13 protein-coding genes are annotated in these 18082 nt (G+C 39.5%); 6 read left to right on the forward strand and 7 right to left on the reverse strand.

The genetic code is table 11. The features are described 5' to 3' along the window. Positions 1-33: 33 nt before the first annotated feature. From G6N06_RS02415 to lplA, 4 genes are all read right to left on the reverse strand, one after another. A complete protein-coding gene (locus G6N06_RS02415) occupies positions 34-987 on the reverse strand; it encodes a Fic family protein (RefSeq protein WP_163514468.1) in 954 nt (317 codons plus the stop codon). A 376-nt stretch (positions 988-1363) separates the two neighbouring features. Then, complete coding sequence (locus G6N06_RS02420) at positions 1364-3091, reverse strand: TonB-dependent receptor domain-containing protein (RefSeq protein WP_163514469.1); 1728 nt, start codon at positions 3089-3091, stop codon at positions 1364-1366. Positions 3092-3194: 103 nt separating this feature from the next. Next, entirely contained in the window at positions 3195-6215 is a 3021-nt protein-coding gene (locus G6N06_RS02425; RefSeq protein ID WP_163514470.1) for a tetratricopeptide repeat protein, read from the reverse strand. 585 nt (positions 6216-6800) lie between these two features. Next, positions 6801-7802: a lipoate--protein ligase gene (gene lplA / locus G6N06_RS02430; RefSeq protein ID WP_163514471.1), complete on the reverse strand. Its 1002-nt coding sequence runs from the start codon at positions 7800-7802 to the stop codon at positions 6801-6803. Between the two features lie 105 nt (positions 7803-7907). Here lplA and G6N06_RS02435 point away from each other — a divergent pair, with 105 nt between their 5' ends. Further along, entirely contained in the window at positions 7908-8585 is a 678-nt protein-coding gene (locus G6N06_RS02435) for a hypothetical protein (RefSeq protein WP_163514472.1), read from the forward strand. A gap of 224 nt (positions 8586-8809) precedes the next feature. On the opposite strand, the gene recQ is transcribed toward G6N06_RS02435, so the two are convergent. Further along, positions 8810-11011, reverse strand: a complete 2202-nt coding sequence (recQ, locus tag G6N06_RS02440) for a DNA helicase RecQ (protein WP_163514473.1) — start codon at positions 11009-11011, stop codon at positions 8810-8812. A 60-nt stretch (positions 11012-11071) separates the two neighbouring features. Here recQ and G6N06_RS02445 point away from each other — a divergent pair, with 60 nt between their 5' ends. The 4 genes from G6N06_RS02445 (at position 11072) to lptB (ending at position 14058) form a co-directional block, all read left to right on the forward strand. Further along, the gene (locus G6N06_RS02445; RefSeq protein WP_371865798.1) at positions 11072-12064 is read left to right on the forward strand and encodes a KpsF/GutQ family sugar-phosphate isomerase; all 993 of its coding nucleotides are present in this window, start codon (positions 11072-11074) and stop codon (positions 12062-12064) included. Continuing rightward, the gene (tatC, locus tag G6N06_RS02450; RefSeq protein WP_163514475.1) at positions 12064-12900 is read left to right on the forward strand and encodes a twin-arginine translocase subunit TatC; all 837 of its coding nucleotides are present in this window, start codon (positions 12064-12066) and stop codon (positions 12898-12900) included. Before G6N06_RS02445 ends, tatC begins: the two co-directional genes overlap by 1 nt. Beyond that, entirely contained in the window at positions 12893-13243 is a 351-nt protein-coding gene (locus tag G6N06_RS02455) for a carboxymuconolactone decarboxylase family protein (protein ID WP_163514476.1), read from the forward strand. The genes tatC and G6N06_RS02455 overlap by 8 nt, the downstream gene beginning before the upstream one ends. Before the next feature lie 74 nt (positions 13244-13317). After that, the gene (gene lptB, locus G6N06_RS02460; RefSeq protein ID WP_163514477.1) at positions 13318-14058 is read left to right on the forward strand and encodes an LPS export ABC transporter ATP-binding protein; all 741 of its coding nucleotides are present in this window, start codon (positions 13318-13320) and stop codon (positions 14056-14058) included. A 188-nt stretch (positions 14059-14246) separates the two neighbouring features. On the opposite strand, the gene G6N06_RS02465 is transcribed toward lptB, so the two are convergent. Together G6N06_RS02465 and G6N06_RS02470 are read right to left on the reverse strand one after the other, a co-directional pair. Further along, on the reverse strand, positions 14247-15122 hold the full coding sequence (locus G6N06_RS02465; RefSeq protein ID WP_163514478.1) for a DUF808 domain-containing protein: 876 nt from the start codon (positions 15120-15122) through the stop codon (positions 14247-14249). Positions 15123-15177: 55 nt separating this feature from the next. After that, on the reverse strand, positions 15178-15939 hold the full coding sequence (locus tag G6N06_RS02470) for a CDP-alcohol phosphatidyltransferase family protein (protein WP_163514479.1): 762 nt from the start codon (positions 15937-15939) through the stop codon (positions 15178-15180). A 475-nt stretch (positions 15940-16414) separates the two neighbouring features. Between G6N06_RS02470 and G6N06_RS02475 the strand changes: the two genes are divergently transcribed. Beyond that, complete coding sequence (locus G6N06_RS02475; RefSeq protein ID WP_163514769.1) at positions 16415-17446, forward strand: putative type IX sorting system protein PorV2; 1032 nt, start codon at positions 16415-16417, stop codon at positions 17444-17446. The last annotated feature ends 636 nt before the right edge of the window (positions 17447-18082 follow it).

Raw genomic sequence — 18082 nt, forward strand, 5'->3', positions numbered from 1 at the left:
GAAAAGCATTCCAAATGAAATGCTTTTCAAAACTTATCTCTTACGTTTTCTGTTTTTCACGTAATTATCTATAGCCTCCTTTGTAGTCAACCAGTTCCTGCCTTCCTTATAAGCATCTATCTTTCCTGTACGAGCCAAAAGGCTGATATATTCCTGACCATAGGGAAGATTTTCTTCCTCTACCAAATTGGAAATCTCTGTATATTCCAAGGTGTTCCCTGGCATAGCATTGAGGTAAATATTTAAGGTGCGCTCTAGGGCTTGCGACATAAGAAGCATCAACTTTCCATATCGCCCTTTATTGGCATCATTAAGCGCTGTATAATATTTCACTCGATCATTTGTCAAAATAATAGCAGGCGGAAATCCATGGGCCATCAACAACAAATTCATGGCCAACCGTACGGTCCTACCGTTTCCATCAAAAAATGGATGTATCCAAACAAACCGATGATGAAATACGGCAGATAGTTCAATAACATTCAAATTTAAAGGATTCTCTTTTGTAAATGTTAAAAGATCATCCATCAAACCAGACACTTTTACGGCATTTGGAGGCACGAAATTCGCTCCTGAAATACGCACACCACCGTTGCGAAGTCTTCCCGCAAATTCTTCTTCTATGGAATTCAATACCAGCCCATGTAAAGAAAGGATGTCATGAATGGAAAGTGTTTCACGACGCTCTACTAACTTATAAAGCAGATTTATGGCCCGTTCATGGTTTTTTGCTTCAAAATGTTCACGGAGTGATTTCCCTTGTATAGTAATGCCATCTTGCAATACCATTTGGGTTTCTCTTAAACTTAAAGTGTTACCTTCTATACTATTGGAATTATAGGTCCACTCAACAGTCAAAGCTTCCCTGATTTTATTTAGAGCCATGGAAGGCAAAGGCCGGTGCTTTTTTAATTGCTCCAATTTCATCTCAAGACGCTCAAAGATAGGCGTCATTTCTTCGCGATATGTTAAATCTAATTCTTTCACTTCACAAAGATACTGTTTTTATCGGATATACTTCTAATTATATCTATCCGATATTAAGATGATTAAAAGTTGTAAGAACCCATTTGAATGAGGAGATATTTATTTTCAACAACGAGCAATACAGTTCTTTAATGGAACACAGGCCTAACCATCAGTTCAAGCAGGTGACGCTGATTGCCCAAGATGAACTATGATTTAATTTGGCATTCAAATGAGTAAAGAGATTAAGCGTTTTTTTCAATAGTTTTTATTTGAATTCATAGTATATAAAAATGTGAAAAGCACCCACTGTTTGGGTGCTTTAAATGTCTTACGGTAGTCGAATAAACTAAATTTCACTTCTCATCATGAGATCCCTGCCTTCGCAGGGATGTAGTTAAAAGTCAAATTGGTAGGTGGCGCCCACCAAAAATTGGATGCCCTGTACTGGTGTGTTTATCCAGCGCTGATAGGTCTTATCGGCAATATTGTTGGCTTTGGCGTAGAATGAAAGCTGGTCGTCAAAACGATAGCCCACATGGGCGTTGGCATCAAAGTAACTATCCAAAGTCATCGTCTGTTCCATAGGTGTCAAGGTTCCAAATTCACGAAACTGATCTTTTCGTTCACCCACATAGAACAAACCTGCTCCAGCAAACCAATTTTCATCAATTTGATAGTCCATAAACAACGACGCTTTCAAATCTGGAAGGTTCCAAGCTTCCACCTCAGTATTGGCACTATATGAAAAATATTCGGCTTTGGCACCTAATTTGAAATTCCTGTTGACATCTACATTTAGTTCTCCAACAAAGGAAAATGTTTTCACATCGTCATAGACTATTCCGAAAGAGTTTCCATATTGATAATCTTCGGTAGCTCCTATAAAAACAGGATTCGATGTGTACAAAGCCTTATCATTTTCATTCATATAATATCCGCCCACGCTATAACTGATACTATTGGACAGTTTCCCTTTTAAACCCACAGACAAATTGTATTTTTGATCGGTGGGACTAATATAAAGTGTAGGTGACAAAAACGGATTTTCTTGGGCAAGATCATAATACGAAATTTGTTTGAGCCCGCCTTCAAGTCCCCCAAAGGCAATCATCAACTCGTCAATTATCCTAAAGCTCGCTGTAATATTTGGATAAATATGCAATTTGCTGGCCCCAAAGTCGCCCGTATTGTTCTTATAGACCAGATTCACCCCCAAATTAAGCGTTAGATCATCTTGGGTCAATTGGTAACTTGGTGCAATTCCGAAACTCACATTGCCGTAGTTTATTTTGGAGTCGGTGTAAAAGTTGCGCGAAAACGAACCATTTATATAATCTATAGTAAGCTCCGTAGAAATCAATTCATCTTGAATAGGAACATCCGCTGTACCTTTTAATACAAATCGATTTTCGCCAGAACCTTGGTTATCTCCAAATCTCCTGTAGCGAACACTGGCATATTTTATAAGATAATCATAAAGCTTTATTTTAGCACCAACATTCCCTCCATAAAACTGATGCCCAACATCCAGGGTGTCTGCCGTTGTAGCGTCAAAATAAGGCTTTGGCAATCCGTACCAATTGTATTTTTGATATAAACCGCCACCTTCCAGCGTCCATGACAAATCTCTAAGTCTTTGACTGTAGTTCACATGGAGTTTGGTATCGATAAAATCATCATCCAACAATACACCATCAATTCCGCCACTTGATGAATGGTGCGTGAAATACCCACCAACATTCTCTCCTCTGCCCAACTCGTGATTTAAATATACTTCCCCTAAAATGGTGGTGTAAGTACCCACGCCCAAAGACGCATAATTATCATAGAGTTTGATGGGTTTGGCTTTATTGACGGTTGCCGCCTTTCCCTTTGCAGGAGTAAAGGTTGACGCCACAGGAATTGAAAAAATATTGTATTTTATTTCCTTTTTTGTGGTATTGACGTCGTCATCCAAAACTGGGGTTTCCTTTATTTTAAAGGCATCTGCAACGGTAGGCGTATAGGGTTTGACAACATTGACCACTTCAGAATCCAAAGTGTCCTTTGTGCGTTCCTGTGCAAAAGATGCAGCACTTATCAGAACTGCGATGAGGGAAATATATTTGATTTGTTTTAGCATTGTTTATTACGTGTTAATGTCCAAAATTAAAATTCCTAATTCCAATGGTTGAAGTCAGTCATGATCGTGAATTATTTTCAAGAGATGTGACCGTCACAAGAATCTAATTTTCTGTTGTGATTGATGAGTTTGTTTTTGCTTCCTGTGCTTTAATAATACTGAGTTCCGTTTGGGCTTCCTGAACCACATCCTTAAATTCCGGGAAGTTTGAAATCACACTTTCCAAAATATATGTGGCTTGGAACGCATCTTTCAAAGCATAGAAATTCTTTGCCATCAGCACCAAGCCTTTCGCACTGAAATATTTATAGCTCCCGTAATCCTTCGCCAATTTTTGAGCAGTGGCATTAGATGCTTCATAATGCCCTTCCTTGTTTTTAAAGTAGGCATTGTAATACAAGGCTTCAGCGGCCAAAGCGCCAGTGGCTATTTTTTCAACCGTAGCGTAAGCCGACTTGGCTTTTGACTCATTGCCCGTTTTAATGGCAGAACGTGCTATAATAATCTGTGCATCACTCCTCACCTTATTGTCCAATTTAGAACCCGATAGCACCTTTTCGGCATAGTTTTCTGCGTCTTTGTACTTTTCCTGTTGGTAATAGGCATTCATCAAATTAGATTGTGCGTAGATGATGTTTTGTGGATAATTGGCTTCTACTTCCAATTGTTTTAAGAGTGGAATGGCTTTATTCCATTGTGAAGCATTCAAATAAATCTCTGAAAGTTTGACGATGGCTTGTTCCGAATATTCACTCTTAGGCTTATTGACCACAAATTCATAATGCGGCTGTGCAGTTTCTGGAAGCGACTTTTTAGTATATAATTCGCCCAAATAAAAATGCGATTTTAAAGCGTGCATCCCATTTGGAAATTGATTCAAATACCCATTAAATTGTTTGATGGCATTATCTGTTTTGTTCTCTAAATACTGTTTTTCGGCCGCCAAATACGTGGTATTGTCCAGGTCGGCATCGGTCACTTCTACGTAATCCAAGGTTTTTACCCAGGCTGCGTATTCATTGACCCTGCCCAAATCGATATAGATCAATCGAGCTGTCGATACGGCCTGAACGGCTTCCTCACTGCTTGGATAGTTTCTGGCCACATTCTTAAACTTGGTCAAAGCTTGTTCGTTCTGACCAGCGTTGTAATAAATAAGACCTTGTCTCAAAATCGATCTCGAATTGAAAACAGAGTTCTTGTATTCGGCATTCAATCGGTCGTACATGGCAATCGCTTTGTCGTTCTGATTGGCTTTTACATAAGAATTTCCCAATTCATACATGGCATCATCTCTTAAGGACGATTTGCTGTATCTATTGATAAAACTGTTCAATTCCTGGATCTTGGTGTTATCCTGTCCGATATACCCATAACTCATCGCTTTTTGAAAATCGGCATAATCTGGTTCTATTTGTTTTAAGGTAATGGCCTTATCATAAGCGCCAATGGCATCTTTATAATCGGACGACACAAAATAACCATCACCCAATCGCAAATAGGCATCATTCAAGCGTAACTTATCCTCCGTACGCTGATTGACAAAAGTTTTGAAATGTTCGGTCGATTTTGAATAGTTTTTCTGTTTGAAATAAGTGTAGCCCAAATTATAATCGATATTGGTCATTTCCGGCGTTCCAGCAGCTTCATTTTGTTGCTTAAATTGTCTAAACCCGATTAAGGCCTCATCGTAATTGCCTATATTATAGTCAGATTCTGCTTTCCAAAACGTGGCTCTAGCAGTAAATTTAGCATCGCGTGGCTCCTTCAGGGATTTTTCAAATAGGTTTTTCGCCCCTCTATAATCGCCTTCATTATAAACTTCAATTCCTCGGTAAAAAGCGACCTTTTGATAAGCAACTTTATTTTCAAAGCTGTTTTTCCCTTCCAACAATCTTAAAGCTTCCTTATAGTTTTTCGAAGTGATATACGAATCAATCAATAAAGTTTCAATTTCAGCCTTGTTCAGTGTTTGTGGATATTTGTTCAAATAGCTGGTCAATACCTGTGGTACCGATTGGTATGGATTTCCTATCTCATAACTGAGCTTTGCATAATTCAACCAGGCATCCTCCTGGATTTTCAAATCATAATCCATTTGGGAGGCATTTCTAAAAGCGTTCAATGCTTCCTGTTTTTTACCCAAATTGACATAGCTTTCACCTAAATGGTAATAAGCGTTTTGAGCGACACTATCGTTCCCACCGATGATTTTATTGAATTCGGAAATGGCTTTTTCAAAATCATTTTGTTTGTAATAGGCATAACCCAATTGGTAATAATCGGTATTGCTCCATTTCCCTCTTTTCCCGTTATAAGCGGTCAAATACGGAATGGCTTCCTTATATTTTTGAAGGTTGAAATAGCTTTCACCAATGATTTTGGACAATTCAGATCTTTCACTTGGGTTGCTCTTTTTCATTTGCGCCTCTGCAAGTTTTATTGCCTCTTCAAACTTTCCGAGTTTAAAATTTAAGTCTGCCTGATAATAGGAAAGTTTCTCCTGATACTTTTCATTATCGCTTACTTGCTCAAAATATTCGTTGGCCCGATCATAGTCATCGCCTTCATAAGCCATGAATCCGATATAATACTTGGCTTGCGAGCCGTATTCCTTCGAGTTTACAACTCGATTAAGATACTTTTGGGCTTCAACCTGATCTTTTGTCGAATATAGGCTGTACCCGTAATTGAAATAAAATTTATCACGTTCTGAAATACCAATATTTCCTTCATCCACTTTTTCATACCATTTTCTGGCATGGGCATATCTACCATTATCAAAATAATAGTCGGCCACATCCATAAACGCAGTATTCCGCTTGGTGCTAGTGGGATATTTTTCAACAAAATCCTCAATGAGTGCGTCAGCGTTAATTTGATTGAGTCTAACGGCACAGTTGGCGTAATAATACGTACAATCTGCTTGCAACTGTTCATTGTCAGTGGCATCTTTTACTTTATCAAACATGCTTTGTGCGGCTTGATACTGTTTGTTGTTATATAAGGTCAGTGCTTTTTGATAATCGACCAGTTCATTGGTATAAGTAGCCGATTGTTGTGCGTAAGTATGTCCTATCAGCAATAGGAAACCAAGCAAAAGTGAGAGTTTTTTATTAAGCATTAAGTTTGTTTTTTTTTTGACGTTCAAAGATACTTGAATCTTAAATCTATAACGAAGGATTATTTTTTAAATTATACACGAAGTTATTAAAAGAGAAGTTGGTGGTATTCAGAGGGTAGTGGGTAGTATTTAGAGGGTAGTGGATAGTATTTAGAGGGTAGTGGGCAGTATATAGAGGGTAGTGGGTCGCTTTCGGTCGACAGGTGACAGGCAAAAATGTCAATTCAAAAAAACAAAACAGTAATTTCTTAAATAACTCCCCTGAAATCTCCCGTAGGTTTCGAAGACTAAGGCAGACACTAACCGATTAGTTCAGAATCATCCATCATAAGTGTTCCTTTTAATGTAGCCTTAGAATCTTCCGATTTTAAACTGAAAACCATCAACAACAAACCGCTGATTGATAACTGCCTGCCCGTCCGCCTGCCCGTCCGCCTGCCCGTCCGTAGCGAAGCGAAGGCGGGTAGCTATAGCGAAGGCGGGTAGCTATAGTGAAGGCGGGAAGTCTAAGTACTGAGTACTGCGACTATAGACTGCCAACTGCTGACTGCCAACTGCTGACTGCTGACTGATAACTGCCAATACTCACTCATCCTCCCCATAAATCAATTCGATAAATTCTTCCTTCGGTATATCTCCAAAGTATTCCTTAAGCTCGATGTCTTTTAATAATTCTGAAATGTCTTCGCGATCGTAACGAGCACCAATCAGAAGCTCTTCAATTCCTTCTACAGGCTCCTTTCCAAAGAAATCGCCAAAAATTTTAAAATCTATAATATGGCCTTTTTCTACAAAAATCCGCAGATCAATTTCCCCAACAGAAAAACGCTTGCTACGTTGAATATTGAATTTCGGGGAGCGACCATAGTTCCATTCCCAAGTATCGTATTTTTCCTTTTTTAACTCATGGACGGCTTTCCACTCGTCGGGTGTTAGATGATAGCTTTCAAAGGCCTCACTTTCATCATAGAGCCCTTCGAGCAATAATTGTCGAAATTCTTCAATTTTCATGGACTCCTTTAAAAACTCGGAGATATTGGCTACACGACTTCGCACCGATTTGTGGCCTTTGGACTGAATTTTACTCATTTTTACGTTCAGTGCATTGACAACCTCACCCAAATCTGTATCATATAATAAGGTGCCGTGACTGACCATCCGCTTGCCCGTAGAAAACTGAGCAGTTCCAGAAATCTTCTTATCATCCACCTCAATGTCATTCCGGCCTTTTAATTCGGCTTTCAGTCCCAAACTGTTCAAGACCTTGATGACCGGAGCCGTGAACTTTTTGAAATTACTCAGGCTTTTGACATCGTGATTGGTGATAAAACTGAAGTTAAGATTGCCAAAATCGTGATAAACCGCTCCACCACCGGAAATTCGTCTTACAATATGAATATTGTTTTCTTCAACATAATTATGGTTGATTTCTTCCAAAGTGTTTTGGTTACGACCGATAATGATGGATGGCTCATTGATATAAAACAGCAGATAGTCATTCTCTGCACTAAAATTTCGCAGTGCATATTCCTCCAAAGCCAAGTTCAACTTCGGATTGGTATTGCCTTCGTTTTCTATAAAAATCATGGTATGGTATTGTTTTTTACAAAGATAATTAAATGTTGATAGGAAATGGGATGTGGGGGTTAGGTATTAGGCATGAGGAAGTACAGTTTGTCACATACAAAGTGAATGGATGAGGTTGAAGTTCAAAATGAAAATGAAATTGAAGTTGAAAGTGGAAACGTGAAGGCGGGCCTGCCCGTCCACTTGTCCGAAACTTTTGTAGGGGCGGGCAGCGAAGCGAAGGCGGGCCTGCCCGACCGCAGCGAAGCGAAGGCGGGAAACTCGGAACTCAAAACTTGGAACTTCCCTCCAAGAAGCTTAGTTTTACAAAAATTAAATTTCATGAAATTTTCGTTGACCAAGTTAAGGGCGGCTTTTGGCTCTAATGAACCTGTTGAAGAACAACATGACAGCACCTATACGGAGGCTATTATGAATGATGTTGAAGGTGTGCCTTTTGCCATATCAAATACCAATGTCATGTATGCCGGAATGAGCGAACTGGCTGGTTATCATTATTTTAAAACCATCATTATCGGCACATTCAAGATTAAAACCTTCAAAGGCGCCAAACTGATTATAAATGGTGAGGATTTTAAATTGGAACTAACATCGGACATGTTGGAATTGAACTCCGAGTCCTCCCCTGTCCCCAACCGAAATATTACGCCCATTGATTTTGAAATTGATGAAGAGGATCTTCCAAAGATTGTGAGATCCAAAATTCAATCCGTTCAACTTTCAGCTAAAAAAGAAAAGATAGTTTTTAATATTATGGAAATTACTAAAGAGGAGGAGGAATAAAAGTTATTTCACAGAGTTTCACAGAAAAAATAGAAAATAACTGTTTCCTTTTCCGGTATTTATGTGATAGCCAAAAACTAAAACTGAGATTTAAAACTATCCAACTTATCACTTAGAACTGACAACCAAAACTGTCAACTGCCTTCCGCCAACTACCCTCTAAAAACTACCCTCTACCCACCTTTCAACTAAAAACTGCCTACTGAAGACCGCCTACTGCCAACTCAATTCGCTACTTCACTAATAAATTTTATTCGGTACAAACGCAATTCTTCATCGTCATAATCGCCATCAAACTCATCGATCGCTACGTCTATTTTATCGGTTTTTGATTCCATAAAATAGTCATGGATCTCTTCTTGCTGTTCTTCATCCAAAATATCATCGATCCAATAATTAATATTCAATTTGGTCCCAGAATAGACAATAGCTTCCAATTCTTTGATAAAATCCTTCATACTCATCCCTTTGGCTGCAGCAATATCATCCAAAGGCAGTTTTCGATCAATATTCTGTATGATATAGAGTTTTAATGCAGAATTGCTTCCTGTACTCTTAACTACCAGATCGTCTGGCCTGATGATATCATTTTCTTCAACATATTCGGCGATAAGCTCTATAAAATCTTTTCCATATTTTTTCGCTTTTCCATCTCCTACTCCGTGCACATAACCCAATTCCTCTAAGGTAATCGGGTATTTTAGAGCCATATCCTCCAAGGAAGGGTCCTGAAAAATGACAAACGGTGGTACTCCAAGTTTTTTGGCATTTCGTTTCCTTAAATTCTTCAAGATGATCATCAGGTTCTCATCCGCTACAGCACCTTCACCTTTTGATGTCGTAATGATACTGTCATCCGTGGTTTCGTCAAACACATGATCTTCTGACATCATAAATGAGGTGGGCGATTTTAAAAATTCCCTACCACTATCCATCAATCGCAATACGCCATAGGTTTCGATATCCTTTTTCAATAGGCCTGCTACCAATACCTGACGGATCAATGCCATCCAATAACGCTTATCCTTATCCTTTCCGACGCCAAAAAATGGCATGGTATCAGTTCTATGGGACGCAATCAACGCATTGGATTTTCCGGTGATCACGTGCACTAAATCCTTTGATTTATATTTATCATTGGTTTGTTCTACAGTCTCCAACAAAATGACCACATCATCCTGAGCCTCAAATTGCTTTTTAGGATAGCGCACATTGTCGTCCATATCGCCACCTTCGCCAGTTTCGTTGTCAAACTCCTCCCCGAAATAATGGAGAATAAATTTTCTTCTCGACATAGAGCTTTCGGCGAAGGCCACTACCTCCTGAAGTAATGCGTGTCCGATTTCTTGTTCTGCAACGGGTTTTCCGGACATGAATTTCTCCAATTTCTCAATGTCCTTATAGGCATAAAACGCCAAACAATGGCCTTCGCCACCATCACGCCCCGCGCGACCTGTTTCTTGATAATAACTTTCTATACTTTTAGGAATATCATGATGGATCACGAAGCGTACATCCGGCTTATCGATCCCCATTCCAAAGGCAATAGTGGCAACCACCACATCAACATCTTCCATCAAAAACATATCTTGATGTTTCACTCGGGTTTTCGCATCCAATCCGGCGTGATAAGGCACTGCCTTAATTCCGTTGACCTGAAGGACCTGAGCCAGTTCTTCAACACGTTTGCGACTCAAACAATAGATAATCCCTGACTTTCCCTCATTTTGCTTCACAAATCTGATAATATCAGAATCAACATGTTTGGTTTTTGGTCGGACTTCATAATATAGGTTGGGTCTGTTAAAAGACGCTTTGAAGGTATTGGCGCCTGTAATATCCAAACTTTTAAGAATGTCTTCCTGCACCTTAGGCGTGGCCGTGGCAGTCAATCCAATTATGGGGATATTATCGCCAATACGCTTTATAATATGTCTGAGGTTTCTATATTCCGGTCTGAAGTCATGCCCCCATTCACTGATACAATGGGCCTCATCAACAGCCATAAATGAAATAGGCACAGACCTTAAAAACTCAACGTTCTCTTCTTTGGTCAATGACTCTGGAGCCACATAAAGCAGTTTTGTAATCCCACTTCTAATATCCTCCTTAACTTGTTTAATTTCCGTTTTGTTCAATGACGAATTCAACACATGGGCAACACCCTCATGCTGAGATACAGCTCTGATCGCATCTACCTGGTTTTTCATCAACGCAATTAAAGGCGACACAATAATTGCAGTCCCTTCTTTTATCAATGCCGGCAATTGATAGCACAACGACTTCCCTCCTCCTGTTGGCATAATCACAAAAGTGTCGTCTCCTTTTACTATACTTCTAATAACGCTTTCCTGAAGACCTTTGAATTTAGAAAATCCAAAGTATTTTTTTAGTGCTGCATGTAAGTCAATTTCTTCTTTACTCATTAATCCCTATTAGTATTTTATATACATTTGCATAGGATTAAAGATACTAAAATTCTTTAGATGCATCAAACCCAAAAATCACAAAATTTGAATATTAAAAATTCCATCTTAAGTACTGCAAAAAAAACCATTGACTTAGAGAGTTCTGCAATCTCCAATCTTGTCAATTTATTGAATGATGACTTTGCCGATGCCGTAGAACTTATCTACAACTCCAAAGGAAGGGTAATTATTACCGGCATAGGGAAAAGTGCCATTATTGCCAACAAAATCGTGGCCACCTTAAACTCTACAGGTACACCAGCTGTTTTTATGCATGCTGCTGATGCCATTCATGGCGATTTAGGACTCGTTTTAGAAGATGATGTGGTGATTTGCATTTCTAAAAGTGGAAACACGCCCGAAATCAAGGTATTGATTCCCTTATTGAAAGGCGCCAAAAACAAACTGATTGCCATTACAGGAAACACAAAATCCTTTTTAGGGCAACAAGCAGATTATGTTTTAAACACTTTTGTGGAGCATGAAGCCTGCCCAAATAACTTAGCTCCCACAACCAGTACTACAGCGCAATTGGTAATTGGCGATGCTCTTGCTATTTGCCTGGTGGAACTCAGGGGTTTTTCCAGCAAGGATTTTGCCAAGTACCATCCTGGTGGTGCCTTAGGCAAGCGCTTGTATTTGCGGGTTAGTGATCTCTCTTCCGTTAATGAAAAACCACAAGTGGGCTTAAACACAAATGTAAAACAGGTGATTGTTGAAATTTCCGAGAAAATGTTGGGCGTTACCGCTGTTGTGGAGGATGAAAAAATCATTGGGATCATTACGGATGGCGATTTAAGACGAATGCTAACCAAGAGCGACGCTTTTATTCACTTGACCGCAAAGGACATCATGAGCTCCAATCCCAAACGGATTGATGAAAATGCGATGGCAGTAGATGCACTTGAACTCATGGAAACTAATGAAATCTCACAACTATTGGTAGAAAATGAAGGCAAGTACGCAGGTGTCGTACATCTTCATGATCTCATCAAAGAAGGAATTATCTAATGACAAAATCAACTTCAAATGAGATGTCTTTTTTAGACCATCTCGAAGACTTACGCTGGCACCTCATCCGGATCACTTTAAGCATCGTTATTGCGGGAACGGTAGCATTTATCTTTTCGCGATGGATTTTCGATGTTATTATTTTCGGACCGAAAAGCATGGATTTCCCAACCTATAAATATCTGTGCAAACTATCGACCTTTTTAAATGTTGATTCCACGTTTTGTGCGGATGCTTTCCCCTTTACCATTCAAAGTAGAACCATGGGTGGCCAATTTTCTGCCGATATCTGGACCTCAATTTTTGCGGGATTCATTATTGCATTTCCGTATATCATCTATCAGTTATGGAGTTTTATAAGTCCCGGACTTTTGGAAAATGAACGCAAAAGTTCCAGAGGATTCATTATCGTTTCGTCATTATTGTTCTTTTTAGGGGTACTATTTGGCTATTACGTTATCACGCCGCTCTCCATCAATTTCTTGGGGACCTATTCCGTAAGTAGTGAGATTACCAACCAATTTGATATTAGCTCCTATATTAGTTTGGTGCGGTCTTCTTCAATTGCGGCAGGCTTGGTATTTGAATTGCCGATCATTATTTATTTCTTGACCAAAATCGGAATCGTTACACCTCAGATCCTTAAAAAATACAGAAAATATGCCTTAGTAGGCGTCCTGATCATTTCTGCGGTGATTACGCCTCCGGATGTCGCAAGTCAGGTGATTGTTGCCATCCCTATTTTAATATTGTATCAAGTGAGCATTTATATATCCGCCATCGTGGTGAGAAATCAAAAGCGGGCTGAGGCCAGAAAAAAGAAAAAACATGTCTGATATTGTAAAAGAATTTAATGACTATCGCACCAAGATGAACGATAAAATTTTGGGTGATGGCAACAACAAGATTATTAAGCGTATTTTTAATCTCGACACCAACGCTTACACAGAGGGTGCACTGGATGTCAAAACCAAAGAGCTTTTAGGATTGGTGGCTTCTGCGGTATTGCGATGTGACGATTGCATTAAATACCACCTGGAAACCAGCTACAAACAAGGCCTTACCAAGGCTGAAATCAGCGAAGCCCTAGGTATAGCCACCTTGGTGGGCGGCACGATCGTCATTCCGCATCTTCGCAGAGCCTATGAATTTTGGGAAGCATTGGAGACTCAAGGTTAAACTTTTTATAAAAAGGAATAGGATTATTAGTTGTCCCCTATGATTTTACTATTTTTAGCCTTACAATTGAAGCTATGAAATTAAGCGCAACAAATTTAATGAAGTCCTACGGCGGGCGTCAAGTGGTCAAGGATGTCTCTTTGGAAGTCAATCAAGGTGAGATTGTGGGCTTGCTCGGACCGAATGGTGCCGGTAAAACCACCTCCTTTTATATGATTGTTGGCTTAATCAAGCCCAATGGCGGCAAAATCTTTTTGGACAATATGGAAATCACAAAATTTCCAATGTACAAACGAGCCCAACATGGGATTGGCTACTTGGCCCAGGAAGCTTCAGTTTTTCGAAAGTTGAGTATTGAGGACAATATTTTAAGCGTGCTGCAAATGACCAAATTGTCCAAAAAAGAGCAACACGATAAAATGGAATCTTTGATTGACGAATTTGGATTGGGACATATCCGAAAAAGTAGGGGCGATTTATTATCTGGTGGCGAACGTCGCCGAACCGAAATCGCGCGTGCCCTAGCTACAAACCCCAACTTCATATTATTGGATGAGCCTTTTGCAGGTGTAGATCCAGTGGCCGTGGAAGACATCCAACGGATTGTGGCCCAACTGACCAAAAAGAATATCGGTATTCTAATCACCGATCACAACGTACAGGAAACACTGGCCATTACGGACAGAACCTATTTAATGTTTGAAGGCAACATCTTAAAAGCCGGAATTCCAGAAGAACTGGCTGCCGATGAAATGGTACGAAAGGTATATTTGGGACAGAATTTCGAATTGCGCAAAAAGAAGATTCTTTTTTAGACATTGAACCTCTCTTTTCTTCGATGTTTTTAGTTGAATCTTTGTGGGTGCTGAAGGCAGATCATTTTGCGAAATGAATAATATCTGATTTAGTTCCCATTTTATTAAAATTAAATTTGTGAAAATTCGTGATCCCGATTGCTATCGGGACGTGTCCAAATCATTTAAAGTTCTCCCAACAACTAAAATCACTTCTTCAACAAACCAACCAGCATCTTAATCCCTTTAATAACCAATAGGGCCACAAACCCAAAAATGACACCCACAGTAAATTCCCGAAGCAGCGAAGGCCAAGATTCCAACCAATGATGTAGAATATCCAAGTTATGCACAAAAATCCCACCGGCCACCAATAGTAAGGCAATGGTTCCGATAACCCCTAAACTCCTGATCACCCAAGGCAAGGCGTTGACGAGAAGATGTCCAAAAAAATCGGAGATACTTTTATCCCTGTCATTGAAATTAATCAAACTGTATCCAAAATCGTCCATTCTGACAATAAGTGCTACAATCCCATACACCCCAACGGTTGCGATGAGCGCCACAATGGAGACTACCAAAATCTGATTGAGCAATGGAATGCCCATAACGCTACCCAAGGCGATAATGACGATTTCTACAGATAAGATAAAATCGGTAACGACGGCCGATTTGATTTTGGATTTTTCAAGTGCCACAATCTCAGATGGGCTCATGCCTCCTTTATCCTCTATGGCAGAACTATGATGATGGGGCACTAAATACTCATAGACCTTTTCCGCTCCTTCGTAGGCTAAATAAATGCCACCCAAGACCAAGATCACCGTTACAGCCACAGGGAAAAAGGCACTTAATAAGAAAGCCACCGGTAAAATAATCAGTTTATTGATAAAAGATCCTTTAGTAATGGCCCATAACACAGGGATTTCGCGAGAGGAGACAAATCCGGAGGCTTTTTCGGCATTTACTGCCAAATCATCGCCTAATATGCCAGCAGTTTTTTTTGTTGAGACCTTAGCCATGGAAGCCACATCATCCATCAAAACGCCGATATCATCTAAAAGTGCAAAAAAACCTGAAGCCATTTGTTTGAAAGAATTAGTTACGACGACACGCCGTTAATTAAAATAAAATGATTGCTTATGCTGTTAATGATTTTGAAAACAAAGACAGCAAAACATAAAAAACTATAATTATAGGAATCGCCAAAAACTTGAAAAGAACGATAAATATAATGCTCAATATGATGAAAACATAGCGGACCGCATTCGCTTTAAAACTCCAATCCTTAAACTTTAATGCAAACAAGTTTATTCCCGAATTCAGTAAATAGCAGCTTAAAATAGTCACAGCAACCAAAAACCAAGGATTCAAGATGATCGCATTTATAGTATCACTGTGTTGAAACTCCATGATCAACGGCAATGAAATGATCATCAGCGCATTTGCAGGGGTTGGTAATCCCTTAAAAGAAGCCTGTTGCTCCTCATCAAGATTGAATGTTGCCAACCGATATGCCGAAGCCAGGGTGATAAAAAAACCAATGAAAGCCAAAGGTGAATAATGGTGTAGTCCTTCAAACAGATTTGAGGAGCTCCAGAGTGTATCGGCGTTTTCTACAACTGGATGACCTATGGCCCAATTCAGCAATTTGAACATGACAATCCCTGGCACCAAACCACTAGTGACCATATCCGCCAAAGAATCCAATTGAAGTCCCAACGCGCTCTGCACATCCAATTTTCTGGCGACAAGACCATCAAAGAAGTCAAAAAATATCCCTAAGAACATGAATAAAGCTGCCGCCACAAAATAGTTCTGTACGGCTAATACAACTGCAATACTGCCGGAAAACAAATTGAGCAGCGTAATGATGTTGGGAAGATGTTTCTTTATGGCCATGATATAAGTTTGTGTAAAAATAACAAACTATTTTTATAAGAATATGCTCATAAGCGAATATTGAAAACTTAAATGCCGAAATTTTCTGGCATCATTGAATTTACTACAATGTACACTCCCATTTCACCGCCTTTTCCTAAAAAACAGGAGCCGAAATTTTATGTCTTAATCCCTCAGCTCCTGGTTCTTGTAGCGAAGCGGTCTTGGTTCTTTTGTTGGAGCATCATGATTTAAAAGTTATCACATTTTTAAACTGAATGGTTTTTGTTTCTTCACATCATCCAGAAACACAATATCTACAGAAATTGATAGTTTAACTAAAAGAAGTTATCCTTAGGCAATTTTGCCCCATAATTGTCGAAGTTTTAAACTTGAGAACCCGCCAAAAAAGTGGAAATAGTTCAACTTTTTGTGCATCTTTGTAAAAATTTTGCGATTGAAAACGAATACATTTGTTGCGTTCTTCTTGTTGACCATGGTTGCTTTTGGTCAAACGACGCGTAAATACTCCAATGAGTTTATGAATATTGGAGTTGACGCCGCCGCATTAGGAATGAGCAATGCTGTCGTATCGCATTCTGCCGATGTGAATTCAGGCTATTGGAATCCCGCGGGATTGGTTAAACTTGAAGACAATCAAATCGCTTTGATGCACTCCAGTTATTTTGCCAATATCGCCAACTACAATTATGCAGCCTTTGCCATGCCGCTTGACGATAGAAGCGCCGTTGGAATCTCGCTGATCCGATTTGGTGTAGATGACATTTTAGACACCACTCAACTTATTGATGATCAGGGCAATATTAATTATGACCGGATCAGCCTCTTCTCGGCAGCCGATTATGGACTGACATTTTCGTACGCCAGAAAAATTCCGTTGGATGGTTTTAGCTATGGAGTGAACGCGAAGGTCATCCGCAGAATTATTGGCGATTTTGCTTCATCTTGGGGATTTGGTCTCGATTTAGGTGTGCAATTCCAATCGCAGAACAACTGGAAATTCGGATTGATGGCCAGGGATATCACCACGACCTTCAATGCTTGGACCTTTGATAAGGACAAATTGGCGGACATTCAAGATGCCGTGGAAGGTCAAAATCAAGAAGTTCCAGAATCCACTGAATTGACCATCCCAAAATTGCAATTGGGTATGTCCAAAAAGTTCATTTTCAATTATGACTATTCTTTGGTAGCGGCCTTGGACCTCAATGTGCGCTTTGAGCAAAACAATGATGTCCTGTCCACTTCGTTTGCAAGTATGACGCCTTCCTTAGGATTCGAATTTGGCTATACCGATTTGGTGTTTTTAAGAGCAGGTGTAGGCAATTTCCAAAATGAACTCCAGCTCGACAACTCCGAAAACCTCACTTTTCAGCCCAATTTTGGTGTCGGTTTTAAATATCGTGGTATCCAAATAGATTACGCCTTTACGGATATTGGCGACCAAAGTGCCGCCCTATATTCGAACGTGTTCTCCTTGAAATTGGATTTCAGTATTTTTAGGTAAACCTTTTTACCCCTCCGTTTTACTACGGATGGGCAGGCTTGTTTCTTGTTTCTTGTTTCTTGTTACGATAATAATCGTAATAATAATAATAATAATAATAATAATAATAATAATAATAATAATAACCTTTACAAATACTTCACATAGACCAGACGTTACTGATATTATTTATTCAATATATTTATTGATTATTACATATCTTTCATCAATTTTTGTTCATCTATTCCCAATGACTTCAACAATCAACAATCATCAATCAATAATCCACAATCATCAACCCGCCCCTACCCAAAAGGTACGTTCGGGCAAGTCATTAATCGTTAAGAGCCAAGAGGGATACAAATTTTAGCAATGACTTTGTTAACGAAAAGGTGCTTTTTTGGGGATTTACCCCCAGCCCCTAAAGGGGTGAGGAGGGATTTGGCTTTTGGAATAACGAATAACGGTCAACTCTATTCAGGGACATTCATCAATCATCAACCCGCCCATACCTAAAAAAGGAACGTTCGGGCGAGTCGTTAATCGTTAATCGCTAATCATCAATCGCCAATCTTGAGTTTAGTATTGCAGTCTTGAATCTTGGTTCTTTATTCTTTGTTCTTATTTTTTTTCTTGTGTCCCGCCTCAGCTTTGCTA

Origin of the sequence: Gelidibacter japonicus, from assembly GCF_010725055.1 — a bacterium.
Classification (GTDB): Bacteria; Bacteroidota; Bacteroidia; order Flavobacteriales; family Flavobacteriaceae; genus Gelidibacter; species Gelidibacter japonicus.